The sequence below is a fragment of the Streptococcus parasanguinis genome, from assembly GCF_009717775.1.
GTDB lineage: Bacteria > Bacillota > Bacilli > Lactobacillales > Streptococcaceae > Streptococcus > Streptococcus parasanguinis_AG.
Genome location: NZ_WMZF01000002.1, coordinates 34,007 through 48,554 on the forward strand (window position 1 = coordinate 34,007; position 14,548 = coordinate 48,554).

15 protein-coding genes are annotated in these 14,548 nt (G+C 44.7%); 12 read left to right on the forward strand and 3 right to left on the reverse strand.

Going from position 1 to position 14,548, the window contains the following annotated elements; translation table 11 throughout:
• Complete coding sequence (sstT, locus tag GMC92_RS04375) at positions 1–1,218, reverse strand: serine/threonine transporter SstT (RefSeq protein WP_155199841.1); 1,218 nt, start codon at positions 1,216–1,218, stop codon at positions 1–3.
• 137 nt (positions 1,219–1,355) lie between these two features.
• Here sstT and GMC92_RS04380 point away from each other — a divergent pair, with 137 nt between their 5' ends.
• Positions 1,356–2,204 (forward strand): mechanosensitive ion channel family protein, encoded by an 849-nt coding sequence (locus GMC92_RS04380; protein WP_155199842.1) that lies wholly within the window; start codon positions 1,356–1,358, stop codon positions 2,202–2,204.
• Between the two features lie 193 nt (positions 2,205–2,397).
• Here the strand turns inward: GMC92_RS04380 and GMC92_RS04390 are convergent, their stop codons facing one another.
• Entirely contained in the window at positions 2,398–2,718 is a 321-nt protein-coding gene (locus tag GMC92_RS04390; protein WP_155199843.1) for a hypothetical protein, read from the reverse strand.
• A 279-nt stretch (positions 2,719–2,997) separates the two neighbouring features.
• The gene (gene gdhA / locus GMC92_RS04395; protein ID WP_003004977.1) at positions 2,998–4,344 is read right to left on the reverse strand and encodes an NADP-specific glutamate dehydrogenase; all 1,347 of its coding nucleotides are present in this window, start codon (positions 4,342–4,344) and stop codon (positions 2,998–3,000) included.
• A gap of 299 nt (positions 4,345–4,643) precedes the next feature.
• On the opposite strand from gdhA, the gene GMC92_RS04400 reads away from it, so the two are divergent.
• The 11 genes from GMC92_RS04400 (at position 4,644) to GMC92_RS04455 (ending at position 14,539) form a co-directional block, all read left to right on the forward strand.
• Positions 4,644–5,579: a dihydroorotate oxidase gene (locus GMC92_RS04400; RefSeq protein WP_155199844.1), complete on the forward strand. Its 936-nt coding sequence runs from the start codon at positions 4,644–4,646 to the stop codon at positions 5,577–5,579.
• Between the two features lie 277 nt (positions 5,580–5,856).
• On the forward strand, positions 5,857–6,213 hold the full coding sequence (locus GMC92_RS04410) for a helicase BlpT (protein ID WP_155199845.1): 357 nt from the start codon (positions 5,857–5,859) through the stop codon (positions 6,211–6,213).
• Positions 6,214–6,486: 273 nt separating this feature from the next.
• Positions 6,487–7,422 carry a peptide-methionine (R)-S-oxide reductase MsrB gene (gene msrB, locus GMC92_RS04415; protein ID WP_155199846.1) on the forward strand — a complete coding sequence of 312 codons (936 nt, stop codon included), beginning with the start codon at positions 6,487–6,489 and terminating at the stop codon, positions 7,420–7,422.
• Between the two features lie 34 nt (positions 7,423–7,456).
• Complete coding sequence (locus GMC92_RS04420) at positions 7,457–7,660, forward strand: hypothetical protein (RefSeq protein WP_422070968.1); 204 nt, start codon at positions 7,457–7,459, stop codon at positions 7,658–7,660.
• A gap of 202 nt (positions 7,661–7,862) precedes the next feature.
• Complete coding sequence (locus tag GMC92_RS04425) at positions 7,863–9,206, forward strand: CapA family protein (RefSeq protein WP_155199848.1); 1,344 nt, start codon at positions 7,863–7,865, stop codon at positions 9,204–9,206.
• A 3-nt stretch (positions 9,207–9,209) separates the two neighbouring features.
• On the forward strand, positions 9,210–10,874 hold the full coding sequence (locus GMC92_RS04430) for a MutS-related protein (protein ID WP_155199849.1): 1,665 nt from the start codon (positions 9,210–9,212) through the stop codon (positions 10,872–10,874).
• A gap of 23 nt (positions 10,875–10,897) precedes the next feature.
• Entirely contained in the window at positions 10,898–11,614 is a 717-nt protein-coding gene (locus GMC92_RS04435; protein ID WP_155199850.1) for a DUF554 domain-containing protein, read from the forward strand.
• Positions 11,615–11,757: 143 nt separating this feature from the next.
• A complete protein-coding gene (locus GMC92_RS04440) occupies positions 11,758–12,375 on the forward strand; it encodes an HD domain-containing protein (RefSeq protein ID WP_422070970.1) in 618 nt (205 codons plus the stop codon).
• A 136-nt stretch (positions 12,376–12,511) separates the two neighbouring features.
• Entirely contained in the window at positions 12,512–13,360 is an 849-nt protein-coding gene (locus tag GMC92_RS04445) for a Cof-type HAD-IIB family hydrolase (protein ID WP_118227834.1), read from the forward strand.
• A complete protein-coding gene (locus GMC92_RS04450) occupies positions 13,361–13,993 on the forward strand; it encodes an SGNH/GDSL hydrolase family protein (RefSeq protein ID WP_155199851.1) in 633 nt (210 codons plus the stop codon). It abuts the gene before it with no gap.
• Positions 13,994–14,143: 150 nt separating this feature from the next.
• Entirely contained in the window at positions 14,144–14,539 is a 396-nt protein-coding gene (locus GMC92_RS04455; protein ID WP_003013309.1) for a CopY/TcrY family copper transport repressor, read from the forward strand.
• Positions 14,540–14,548: the final 9 nt, after the last annotated feature.

Consider the following 14,548-nt stretch of genomic DNA (forward strand, 5'->3'; position numbering starts at 1 on the left):
TTAATAGCGTTTTTCTTTTGGCCAGCTACTCATTTCGGCGATGGCGGTGAAGAGCACATCTGTCGAAGAGTTGAGGGCTGTTTCGCAAGAGTCTTGGATGACCCCGATGATAAAGCCGACGCTGACGACTTGCATGGCCAAATCATTGGTGATGCCAAAGAGGCTACAAGCAACAGGGATGAGAAGGAGAGAACCTCCTGCAACTCCAGATGCGCCACAAGCAGAAATAGCCGCTACAACACTCAAGATGAGCGCTGTACCAAAGTCAACCTGAATATGTAAGGTATTGGCAGCAGCGAGCGTCAAAATATTGATCGTTACGGCTGCGCCTGCCATGTTTACAGTTGAACCAAGCGGAATAGAGACAGAGTAGGTATCTGGATTCAGCCCCAATTCTTCACAGAGACGCATATTGACAGGGATATTGGCTGCAGAGCTTCTGGTGAAGAAGGCTGTTACCCCACTGACACGGAGGCATTTAAAAACAAGGGGATAGGGATTCTTGCGGATCATGAAAAAGACGATCAATGGATTGATAACCAGAGCGACAAAAGCCATCGTTCCCACCAATACTACCAAGAGAATCCCGTAGTTACTAAGGGCACTAAGTCCTTGGCCAGCGATGGTCGTGAAGACCAAACCTAAGATCCCAAATGGAGCTAGGTTGATAATCCACTCGACAATTTTTGAAGTGATGTCTGCTAGGGTTTGTAGGAGGTCTTTACTATGTTCACTGGCCTCTCTCATGGCGATCCCAAAGACAGTCGCCCAAGAAAGGATCCCAATGTAGTTGGCTTGTTGCAAGGCGTTGACCGGGTTGTCGACGATCTTGAGCAAGAGGTTACTAATCACTTCACCAATCCCGTTTGGAGAGGATCCTTCAGCGGCCTTTCCAGTCAGAGTGATGGTGATAGGGAAGATGTAATTGACCAAAACAGCGACGAAGGCAGCTGCAAAGGTTCCTAGGAGATAGAGGACGATGACCTTTTTCATATTGGTCTCTGTTCCTTTTTGGTGTTGGGAGAGAGCATTTGCGACGAGTGCAAAGACCAGAAGGGGTGCGATGGCACGGAGCCCTCCAACGAAGAACTCTCCTAGGAGTCCAATCCCAGTTGCTTTCGGAAATACAAGTGCTAGAACGACACCAAGTACAATTCCGATTGCGATTCTTTTCATAAGGTTGGTTTTATTCCAAGTGGTAATCAGTCGATGAATCATGTAAGGCCTCCTTAAAAAATAATTAAGGAATATTATACGATAGTTAGGGGGTAATAGCAATGAAATTTTTAAAAAATAGCCTTATTTCCGAATATTTGATATAATCATACTATTCTTTGTTAGAAAGGCCCGAATAAATGAGTCAAGCTTTCCAACGTTATTTCAGTAAAATAGACTGGACAAAGATTTTTGATGACCTAATTTCAAAATGCATCTCTCTGATTTTTGTCTTTCTCTTATTTTTTATCGCTAAAAAGGTCATCCATAGCCTGGTCAAGCGGATATTAACCCCTTCTTTTAAGTATACGGTGCAGGATGAAGCCCGTAAAAAAACCATTCTCCGTTTAGTAGAAAGTCTCTTGAACTACTGCTTGTATTTTATCTTGATTTACTGGATTTTGTCGATCCTGGGTCTTCCAGTCTCTAGTCTATTGGCTGGTGCTGGGATTGCTGGGGTGGCTATCGGGATGGGAGCCCAGGGCTTCCTTTCCGATTTGGTCAATGGTTTCTTTATCCTTTTAGAACGCCAGCTGGATGTGGGGGACAATGTCCGACTTACCAATGGTTCTATTAAGATTGCCGGCATCGTTAGCAGTGTGGGAATTCGGACAACTCAAGTACGTGATTTTGACGGGACTCTCCACTTTGTCCCAAACCGCAATATCACTGTCGTCAGCAACCTCTCGCGCGGCGATATGCGCGTGCTGGTAGATATTCCGCTAGATGCGAATACCGATCTCGATAAGATCTATCAGGTCATCGCTCAGGTCAATCAGTCTCAACAAGACAAACACCCAGAAGTGTTGACAGGCCCTACCATTTTAGGCCCACAGATTGAAAAAAATGGTCGTTATTCCTTCCGCATTGCGATGACTGCGCAAAATGGAACCCAGACGACTGTCTATCATACATACTATAAACTCTATCATGATGCCTTGATGGAAGCAGGGATTAACCTACCGACAGGAAAGAACGGGATCATGTAAAAAAGAGAGTGGGACAGAAATCGGTCATTCGTTAGAATTCGATTTCGTCGTCCCACCTCCGCACAGTTGAGTAGGGCTGTAAAAGCTGATGAAATCAGCGTAGTAGAGTCCACTCAACCACTGCGTTTTGCTCGACAATCCAAAGACAATTAAGAGGCTAGGACTTTTGTCCCAGCCTCTTTTTTAATCGATGTTACGATCTTAAGTGGCAGTATTTGAAGTCCAGCTTTTTAATCTGGTCCCAATTTTTTCGAGCCTCTGGTGGCAAGACGATGAGTTGCTGGCGTAGCATCGTCGTGATTTCAAGATTTAAGGATTCGATCGGGAGGGCAATGGCTACGGAACTTTTTGCCCTTTGGATCTTGTCCATGCAATATTCAATATGATGGCAAGCTGCGCCGGTCTGTGATTGACGGCTAGCTGCGATTTCTTGTCGCATATTGGAGAGTAATTGGACCAATTCAGACTTAAGGAATTCGATCGTATCTGATTTTTCTTGAGCTAAAAGAAACATAAGCACACCTCCTTTTGCTATAGTTTAATACTAATTTATTAAAAATGCAAGGGGGTAAAGTAAAAAAAATAAAATTTTTTTAGAAAAAGATACAGAAAAATAGAAGGCTCAAATCTCCCCATTAGAGACGGTCGAGTTCCTTATCTAAAAAATGGCTTTCCTCACTTGGGACGGGGTGTCTTGACAGAGGCTTTTAGATATAAAAAAACTCCCGAAACACACTGGATTCAGGAGTTGAGAGGCTTTGACCCGAAGGCCTTAAAGAAAAATATCGATTGATTATACAAGACCTTGTGCAATCATCGCATTTGCAACATTTTCAAAGGCAGCGATGTTGGCACCTGCAAGGTAATCTTTACCAAGTCCGTAAGTTTCTGCAGTTGTTTTAGCAGTATTGAAGATGTTGGTCATGATGTCTTTCAAACGTCCGTCCACTTCTTCGCGTGTCCATGAAAGACGTTGGCTGTTTTGGCTCATTTCAAGAGCAGATACAGCAACTCCACCAGCATTGGCTGCTTTAGCAGGTCCGTAAAGGATACCATTTTCTTTGTATACGTTGATGGCATCGATGTTACTTGGCATGTTTGCTCCTTCAGAGACAACTTTCACACCTTGAGCGACCAAACGTTTTGCAGCATCGCCATCGATTTCGTTTTGAGTTGCACATGGAAGAGCGATGTCATAGTTACCAGCATAAGTCCATACAGAACCTTCGTAGTAAGTAGCAGTTGGTTTTTCAGCAGCGTATTCAGTCAAACGTGCACGACGTTTTTCTTTGACGTCTGTAAGAAGGTCGAAGTCAATACCGTTTTCGTCGATCACGTAACCGTTTGAGTCAGATACAGAGATAACAGTTGCACCAAGTTCAGTTGCTTTTTGAAGAGCGTATTGAGCAACGTTACCAGAACCTGAGATCACGACTTTCTTACCAGCAAAGCTGTCGCCGTTTGCTTTGAGCATTTCTTCAGTGTAGTAAACCAAACCATAACCAGTTGCTTCTGGACGGATCAAGCTACCACCAAAACCAAGAGGTTTACCAGTCAAGACACCAGCATCGAATTGGCGAAGGCGTTTATATTGACCGTAAAGGTATCCGATTTCACGTCCACCAACCCCGATATCACCGGCTGGGACATCAAGAGAAGGACCGATGTGTTTTTGCAATTCAGTCATGAAGCTTTGGCAGAAACGCATCACTTCAGCGTCTGTTTTTCCTTTAGGATCGAAGTCAGATCCACCTTTACCACCACCGATAGGAAGACCAGTCAAGACGTTTTTGAAGATTTGTTCGAAACCGAGGAATTTCAAGATCCCTTGGTTAACAGTTGGGTGGAAACGAAGACCACCTTTGTAAGGACCTACAGCAGAGTTGAATTGAACACGGTAACCACGGTTTACTTGGATGTTTCCTTCACGGTCAACCCAAGGAACACGGAAAGAAATTACGCGTTCAGGTTCTGTAATACGAGCCAAGATGTTTTCTTCGATGTATTCAGGATGTTTTTCAAAAACAGGTTCCAAAGTGCTGAGGAACTCTTCAACAGCTTGAAGGAATTCAGCTTCGTGGCCGTTACGAGCTTTTACAGTTTCGAAAGTGCTTTGGATATATTCTTTAGCAGTTGTCATGTTAATTCTCCTTTGTGAATGAAACGAAAACCAGCAAACCCGCTAGGGGAGTGGCTTTGAGACAGTTGACAAACAATGTCATGTTTTATTACATGGATCATTATAGCAGACTTTTTTTGGCTTGTAAAGAAAAAAGTTGAATTTTCTGAAAATTTTATCGTGACTAGGAAAGTCCGAATGTTTGGAAGAATTTTTAGCTTTGATTGTCCGGAAGCTTCCAAGTGATGGTATAATGAAAGAAGAAAATAGAGAGCATCCCGAACGATTCTGTTGGTGGTGTTTCAAAAAAGGAGTACAAGATGGTATCGACAAAAACGCAAATTGCTGGTTTTGAATTTGACAACTGCTTGATGAATGCGGCAGGTGTAGCCTGTATGACCACTGAGGAATTAGAAGAAGTGAAGAACTCAGCTGCTGGGACCTTTGTGACCAAGACAGCGACCTTAGAATTCCGTGCTGGTAATCCAGAGCCACGCTACCAAGATGTGCCGCTTGGTTCGATCAATTCGATGGGGCTACCTAACCAAGGGTTGGACTATTATTTGAATTACTTATTGGAGTTGCAAGAAACGGATCCTGACCGGACCTTCTTCTTATCTCTCGTCGGCATGTCTCCTGAAGAAACTCATACTATCTTGAAAAAGGTGCAAGATAGTGACTTTAAAGGCTTGACAGAATTGAACCTATCTTGTCCCAATGTCCCTGGGAAACCTCAGATTGCCTATGATTTTGATACGACAGATCGGATCTTGTCTGAGGTCTTTGCCTATTTCACAAAACCTCTAGGGATCAAGTTGCCACCTTATTTTGATATCGTTCATTTTGATCAAGCAGCAGCGATCTTTAACAAATACCCGCTCAAGTTTGTCAACTGCGTCAACTCAATCGGAAATGGCCTCTACATTGAGGATGAATCCGTGGTGATTCGTCCTAAGAACGGATTTGGTGGGATTGGTGGAGAATACATTAAACCAACGGCTCTCGCCAATGTCCATGCCTTTTACCAACGGTTGAATCCAGAAATTCAGATTGTGGGGACAGGTGGTGTCTTGACCGGTCGTGATGCCTTTGAACATATTCTATGTGGGGCTAGTATGGTGCAAATCGGAACCACGCTTCATAAAGAAGGAGTGGGAGCTTTTGAACGCATCACTGCGGAGCTCAAAGCCATCATGGAAGAGAAAGGCTACCAAAGCCTGGAAGACTTCCGTGGCAAATTGCGCTACATTGACTAATCTTTCGAAAAGAACTTCCTCAAGTAGAAACTTGGGGGAGTTTTTTATGAGAGTGGGACAGAAATCGGTCATTCGTTAGAATTCGATTTCGTCGTCCCACCTCCGCACAGTTGAGTAGGGCTGTAAAAGCTGATGAAATCAGCGTAGTAGACCCACTCAACCACTGCGTCTTGCTCGACAATCTAGAAACAATTGAGAGGCTAGGACTTTTGTCCCAGCCTCATTCTGTTCCTAGTTTTAGGAATTTTCCATTTTTATAAAGAGAAAAAGGTGTACAATGGAGGTGAAAAGGAAGGTGATTTCTATGGAAGAAAGGGACGTGATTCAAGAGGCAAGAACGACGGTCAGCCTTCTTCAAACAGCCTTTTTGAAAGGATGCACCCTCAGTCCAGATGCCCTTCGATTTCGAGAAAATCTAGATCAGATGTTGAAAGGTTTACGAAAGGCTAGGCGGGTAGACAATCGCTTGTTGATCGAGTTGGAAAAGTTTTATCATACCGCCAGTCTATTGATTGGTCTGGGCGGGCTAGCATTGAACGAAGAAGCCTTTCAAGCTTGGCGAGCTTATGATCACTGGCATTACGAGGTTGTGAAGCCTCAGTTACAGGTCTATGGACCGACGGTGCTTTTGTAGTTGATGTGCCTGGTGCTTGTCCACAGATATTCAGAGGAGGTGTTGGTCATGGTAGTCCTTCATGATTTTCTACATCAGTTAACCCTATCGTTTTGGAACTTTTATTACTCGCTCTTTTTCTTATTTGAAAAATAAGAAGGATTGAATCCCTTTTACATATAGTAGAAGGGATTTTTGATGCAGAATCCTTGAAAATCTGAGGCTCTTGGATTATGATGGAGCTAATAGATAAGAAGTGTTCCTTTTAGGGAATGCGGAAAGCGAGGAAGAAAGATGGCAGAGATTTATTTAGCAGGTGGCTGTTTTTGGGGCTTGGAGGAGTATTTTTCACGGATCCCCGGTGTAGAACAGACGACGGTGGGCTATGCCAATGGCCAGGTAGAAACGACCAATTACCAACTAATCAAGGAAACGGATCATGCAGAGACTGTACAAGTTATCTACGATCCAGACAAGATCACTCTACGAGCGATTCTGCTCTACTATTTCCGCGTGATCGATCCCTTATCCATTAACAAACAGGGAAATGACCGAGGCCGCCAATATCGAACCGGTGTCTATTATACAGATGAAGGAGATCGTGAGATGATCGCCCAAGTGTTTGCGGAAGAAGAGAAGCAACTGGGCCGCAAAATCGCGGTTGAGTTGGAACCCTTGCGCCACTATATCCTAGCTGAGGACTACCACCAAGACTACCTCAAGAAGAATCCTGGAGGCTATTGCCATATCGATGTGACAGATGCTGAGCAGCCCTTGATTGATCCAGCAGCTTATCAGAAGCCAGATCAAGAAACCCTAAAGGCGAAACTGACAGCAGAGCAGTACCAAGTCACTCAAGAAAGCGCGACGGAACGTCCTTTCCACAATGCCTATGACCAGACCTTTGAAGAGGGGATCTATGTGGATATTACGACGGGGGAGCCTCTCTTTTTTGCCAAGGATAAGTTTGCGTCTGGCTGTGGCTGGCCAAGTTTCTCCCGTCCCGTTGCCAAAGATGTCGTCCACTATTACCAGGACCATAGCCACGGGATGGAGCGGATCGAAGTTCGTTCCCGCTCAGGCAATGCCCATCTAGGCCATGTCTTCACCGATGGACCAAAAGACCAGGGTGGTCTTCGCTATTGTATCAATTCGGCCTCGTTGCGCTTTATTCCAAAAGAAGAGATGGAGCAAGAAGGTTATGGATATTTGTTAAAAGCTTTGAAATAATAGGGTCTTTCTCGCAGATCGAAAAACGGAGTTTATGATGAAAAAAAGAAATTTGTGGCGAACGCTTTTTGCGCTTTCGGCTTTGGTGACTCTAATTGGATTAGGATTTATTGCCTATAATCATTTTGTATTTCATCAACCTTTTATGAATCGGACGACAAAAGGGTTGCTTTCGGCCTTTTTCCTAAGTCTTGTCATGGTTGCGATTAGCTTGTCCAAATCAAACGATAAGAAGTGATTTGCGACCATTTATATGAATCAATCAACTGTGCAAGAGCAGGACGATGAAGCGTTTCTAAACAATGGCGTTTCTGTCCCGCTCTCTTTTTTCTCTTCTTAAAAATTGTGATACAATGAAGAGAAAGTATTTCAATGAAAGTTTAATCTGTTGGTGGATCTGGTGGATCATTGGAGAAACTAGGTAGGAAGAAGAGGTAGGAATGTTAGAGAAGTGGGAGAATGTGAAAGGGACCATCAAAACGGTGGGAAAAGAGTTGTCGGCGGCCTTTGATTGGGTTTTTGATCGTCTCTTTTCAAGAATTCAGCTGACCAATGAACAGTTTGTCTATGTGCTCTTGTCTGTCGTTTTTATCGTGGCCAATGCTATCTTATGGGTGCAAAAGTTTCAAGGCTTTCCGATCACCGCAACCGAACGGCCAGAGGTTGTGTACAAGGCAAATACACCGGCTGACCAGATTCCTCATACAGCGCGGATCATGGCCAATGGAGACCAGCTCTACCACGATCTGGTCTATATGAGCGCGCAAAAAGAAGACGGAAGCTATGATTTTCATGAAAATTATGAGTATGTCAAACCCTGGCTACAAAAAGCGGATATGGCCTTGGGTGATTTTGAGGGAACTATTAACCCGGATTACTATTTGTCAGGTTATCCTCTCTTTAATGCGCCGAGCGAAGTTGTACCAGCCATCAAGGATGCTGGTTATGATGTCATGGATTTGGGACACAACCATATCTTGGATTCAGGCCTTGATGGGGTCTATTCGACAGCCAAGGCCTTTGAAGATGCAGGCATCACACCTGTCGGTGTCTACACGCATGAAAAGAGAGGGCAAGCTCCCTTGGTGATCAAGGAAGTGAATGGCATCAAGATTGCTATTCTAGCCTATGCTTACGGCTTTAATGGGATGGAAACGACGCTCACTCCAGAGGAGCAAGCAGATGTCTTGTCTGATTTGGATGAAGAGCGGATGAAGGCGGAGATCCAAAAGGCAGAGCAAGAGGCTGATATCACCATTGTCATGCCCCAGATGGGAATCGAATACCAGTTGGAGCCGACAGAAGAGCAAAAAGAGCTCTACCATAAGATGATTTCATGGGGAGCTGATATTGTCTTTGGCGGGCATCCCCATGTTGTAGAGCCTGCTGAAGTGGTCAATAAAGATGGTCAAAACAAGCTCATCATCTACTCGATGGGGAATTTTCTTTCTAATCAGCGTCTGGAAACCATGGGGGACGTGGAGACTGCCCAGTGGACAGAGCGAGGAGTCTTGATGGATGTGACCATCGAAAAGGTCGGTCGCAAGACAAAGATTAAGACAGCGACTGCTCATCCAACCTGGGTCAGTCGAACTCCGAAGGGGACCTATTCTCCTGAAGGCTATGAGTTGTACAAGTACCAGACCTATATTTTGGAAGATTTTATCCAGGGTGGCAAATACCGCGACAAGCTGGATGAGGAGACCAAGGAGAGAGTGGACACGGCTTACCGAGAAATGAAGGAACATGTTCACTTGGATTGGCCTCAGAGTGGAAAGGAATAGAGTATGGAAGGAAATGTAAACTGGATTCCGCTTGGGATCCTAGGATTGATGGTGGTGATTTGGGCAACCAAATTTCTCACGGCTATCCGCCTCAAGCAAAAGCTGAAAAAAGCTTGGGATGGAGCGCCTTTCTTTCGTAAGAAAGACACGGAAGAAAGTTTGATAGCCAGTCTGGCTTATCCAGCTAAGGGAAAGACGATCGATAGCCAAGTGGATGATCAGACCTGGCATGATTTGGCTTTGGATGCGGTCTTTGATCAGCTCAATTACACCCAATCGAGCCTTGGGGCAGAAGCCCTCTATCAAAAAATGCGCCTGCTAGAATTCCAGCCTCAGGATCAGCTTCATGACTTAGAAGCCTTCTTTGAAGAGCATCCCGATTTGCGGCTCAAGGTCCAGGTCATTTTCAACCAACTGGGCAAGAAGAACCACAATATGGCGCGTAGCATTGTCGCAAATCCTGGCAAGCATTATGCAGGTTTGCCCCTCTATATAGCCTTGGCCTGTCTTCCAATCCTCTGTCTCTTTGCCATCCCCTTTGAGCCAGTGGGGGCGATTACCCTCTTGGTGATCAGTGTGGTCTTTAATATCGTCTTTTCAAGTTTGCGCAATTGGTCCAATAAAATCCGTCTGGACAATGTTAGTTATCTGGTCCGCATCTTTGCTTCGGCAGAACGCTTGAGCCATCTAGCCTTGCCACAACAAGAAGAACTTAAGCAGGCGGTCAAACCCTTTAAGAAAACGCGGATCCTTGCCAGTGTCTTGCAGAGTCCAACGGGGACTTCTGAGATGGAAATTATTCTCCTCTACCTCAATGTCCTCTTTTTACTCCCGCAGATCGCTCAGGTTTATATTTACAATCAGGTGAAAGCTCATCAAAAAGAGGCCCAGAAACTTCTGGATTTGCTAGGGGAGATGGAAGTTGCTATTAGTCTCTTGCGCCATAAGCGGGATCTAGAAGTGGTCTGTCAGCCAGTCTTTACGGAGACAGGTGGGATTGAAGGCGAGACGCTCTATCATCCCTTGCTGTCCAATCCGATTGCAAATGATGTGCATTTTCAAAAAAATATGGTCATCAGTGGGGACAATGCGTCTGGGAAATCGACCTATTTGAAGACCGTTGCTATCAATGCTATTCTGGCTCAAGGGCTGGGCTTTGCCTATGGAGAAACCTTGGCCCTGCCTTACGGTCATGTCCTAACGGCTATGGATGTAAGCGATGATATTGAAGTTGGAGATAGCTACTTTATCACGGAGAGTAAAGCTATTTTGCGTATGATTCAGCATTTGAAAGAGCCAGGTTTTCACTACTTCTTTATTGACGAGCTCTTTAAGGGGACCAATACCATCGAGCGGATCGGATCAGGCCTTGGGATTGTCCGCTGGTTGGCTGCCCAAAACTGTCTCTACATGATTTCCAGTCATGATATTGAGCTTGTCGCAGCCTCTGGTGAGGTCAATGATAATTACCATTTTGACAGTCGCTATGTGGATGGCAAGATCGTCTTTGACTACCAGATCAAGCCAGGGTCAGCCGTGACCAAGAATGCGGTCAATACTCTAGAAAGTCTGCACTATCCAGAGGAGATTACGCAAACAGCCAAGGACTTAATTGACCAGTATGAAGAGACGGGGCATTGGTCTTTGAAAGAAATTGAAAAAGAATGAAAAATGAACGAAGGAGTTTGTAAATGATCGGTTTAGGGACCTTTTATAATGCCTTAGGAGTTGTATTTGGTGGGCTTTTAGGACTGCTCATCGGTCAACGTTTATCAGAAGATTTTCATGAGACCCTTCTGAAAGTGACAGGAGTTGCTGTTTTTGTCTTGGGTATTGCAGGGACCTTGGAAAAGATGCTGGTGGTGCATGGAAGTCATGTGGAGAGTCACGGCAGTATGATGTTGATTCTGAGTCTAGTAATCGGGACCGTTATCGGGGAACTCTTGAAGATTGAGGAGGGTTTTGAGCGCCTGGGAACCTGGCTGAAGGAAAAGACGGGCAACCAAGGCGATTCCAGCTTTGTTGATGCCTTTATGACCACAGCCTTGACCATTTGTATCGGGGCTATGGCGGTAGTCGGAGCAGTCCAGGATGGCCTGACAGGCGACACCTCGACCTTGTTGGCCAAGGCTATTCTGGATATGGTCATCGTTTTGGTTTTGACCGTTTCAAAAGGAAAGGGTGCCATCTTTGCGGTGGTTCCACTCGTGATCTTTCAGGGGGTGATTACGCTGTTGGCCCATTTGATCGCACCGATCATGACCCCACAAGCGCTGTCGAATCTCTCACTGGTCGGCTCCAGCCTCATTCTCTGTGTTGGGATCAACCTCATCTGGGGCAAACGAATCAAGGTCGCCAATCTCCTTCCGGCAGTGCTGATTGCCATCATTTGGGCCTTTCTTGGTTAAAAAAATAGAAGTAACCGGTAAAGATAGGTTAGCTTTTTTGATTGCCCTTGTGGTCCTGTTAGAAAAAAGGAGGTGCTCCGAAAAGGAGGGAGTTTTCTTTTTGCAAATATGGGAATTCATTTATGGAAAACCTGTTTTTTGGTATGATAGTCGTAATTTCGAATAGGGAGGTTGGAGTCGCCTTGAGTGATTTGAATCAGACAGTTGAATTTATTAAAGAAATCGAGAAATTAAAGTCGGTAACAAGGTTTAATAGAACCCTTGATGGACGGTTTGAAAATAGTGCCGAGCATTCCTGGCAGGGTGCGATAGCTGCGATGGTTTTTCAAGATTATTATCCTGAAAAATTGAATATGGAAAAGGTCATGTTTCTGTTATTGATTCATGATTTAGGTGAGATTTATGCCGGAGATACTTGGGTGTTTGATGATGAAAAAAAGGTTCATGCTCATGATAGAGAGCTAGCATCTATAGAAAAAACAATGAGCCTCCTTCCAGAAGCAACCTATTTGAATATGAAAAATTCGTGGTTGGAGTTTGAAAAAGGGCAGAGTCCTGAGGCAAGATATGCAAGAGTGATTGATGCATTGGTACCACTGATCAATCACTTGGAAGTGTCAGAAGTAAATTATAATCCCGATCATATCCGTTCAGAGATGGTATTAGAAAAGAAAAAATTTATAAAAAGTGAGTCCAAAGCATTATGGAAACTGACGGAAGAGTTGGTTCAGGAAAGTGTAGAAAAGGGATTATATTTATGATATCACTTGGTCTTTAGTAGCAACTTTCAGACTAAAAGTAAACCACCTGTTTTCACGGGTGGTTTTGACTTGCTTGATCTGTGGTATAATGGGAACAGATAGTTTGCACCCTATGAAAGGGAAAAGGTTAGATTGTATGATTAAGTTGATTGCAACAGATATGGATGGAACCTTATTAGATGAACGAGGAGAGGTGGACCTTCCGCGTCTGGAAAGGCTTTTGGACCACTTGGATCAAAAAGGGATTCGCTTTGTCATTGCGACGGGAAATGAAATCCATCGCATGCGCCAGCTCTTGGGTCCCTTGGTCAAGCGGGTGACCCTGGTCGTCGCCAATGGAGCTCGGATTTTTGAGAATGACCAGATGGTTCTAGGAAAATTCTGGGATCGGGAATTGGTGGAGGCGGTTCTTGCTTATTTTAAGGGCCGGGAAATTTCAGATCAGTTGGTTGTATCAGCTGTCAATGGTGGCTTTGTCAAGGAAGGCACGGTCTTTACAGAAGTTGAAAAATTCATGCAGCCGGAAGTGATTGAAGCCTTGTACAAGCGAATGAAGTTTGTTCCGGAATTGACAGCCGATTTGTTTGACCAGGTGCTTAAAATGAGCTTGGTGGTTGGCTTGGATCGTCTTGATCAAGTGAGTCGGGAAGTCCAACAGGCTTTTGGAGATCAGCTCATGGCGGTTTCGAGCGGTTTTGGGAGCATGGATCTCTTACAAGCAGGTATTCACAAGGCTTGGGGACTGGCTCAATTAATGGAGAAATGGCAGCTCGATGCTAGTCAGGTCATGGCCTTTGGGGATAGCGGAAACGACATCGAAATGCTTGAAATGGCTGGTCACTCCTATGCTGTGGCCAATGCAGAAGAAGCTGTCAAGGCTGTTGCCAAACACCTAGCGCCGAGCCATCAAGAAGGCGGTGTCTACCAGGTGATCGAAGAGTATCTAGGATTGACCCCCTGGGAACAAGTGAAAGGAAAAAAGTAGATGGCGGTACAACTGTTAGAAGACTGGCTCTTAAAGGAGCAGGAGAAAATTTTAACAACCTATCGGGAGCTCAATCAAGCCCCTCTTAAAGAGCCTGGTTTGATCTTTGTCGGGGATTCTATCATGGAGTATTTCCCCATTCATGAACTATTACAAAGTCCCAAACACATGGTCAATCGAGGAGTACGAGGCTATAAGACGGATCTCCTTCGTAAGCATCTAGACGCCCATGTTTTTGGAACGGCGGTGGATCAGATCTTTCTCTTGCTCGGGACCAATGATATCGGAAAAGAAATTCCTCAAAAGGAAACCTTAGACAATGTAGAAGCGGTCTTACAAGCGATCATGCGAGATTTTCCGCTGACCCACATCAACCTGATCTCGGTTCTACCGGTGAGTCAAGAAGAGCGCTACAAACAAAAGGTCTATGTGCGGACCAATGATAAAATTCAAGCCCTCAATCAGGCTTATCAAGAATTGGCCCAAGCCTACCACCAGGTCAGCTATGTCGATGTGTATTCGTCTTTATTGGATGAAGTGGGGCAGTTAGCAGAAGCCTATACGACAGATGGCCTCCATCTAAGTGTGGCCGGGTATCGCATCCTAGCCCAAGCTCTGCAGGAGATAGTATAGAGATAAAAATAGGGAGTGAAAAAAGCCCAACCAGACAAATCTTCAAAGGAAGATTTGTTTTTTTTTTTAATTTTTTGGTTGACAAATGTAAATCTTAGGTGTAAAATAACATCATAAGGTTTACGGATGTAGATCATGAAAGGAGGAGCCATGCAAATTTCTAATGCGGAATGGCGCATCATGAAGATTATCTGGATGGAAGGCAAGCAGACCAGCACGGATTTGATCGCCGTCTTGTCCGAGCGCTTTGACTGGTCGAAGTCGACGATTAAGACTCTCTTGACCCGCTTGGTGGAGAAAGGCTGTCTGACCAGAGAAAAATCTGGCAAAGCCTTTGTCTACTCGGCTTTGTTGAAGCAGGACCAGGGTTTAGACTTGGTGGTTGAGGATGTGAAAGACAAGGTTTGCTCAAAAAGAATTGTCCAGGTGCTTGAAAACTTGATTCAGGAGAGTGACTTTACGCTTGCAGATCTTAATCAGCTGCAGCAGGTCCTGGAAGAAAAGAAAGCAGAGGCTGTCGAAACAGTCCCTTGCAATTGTATGTAATAGAAAGAA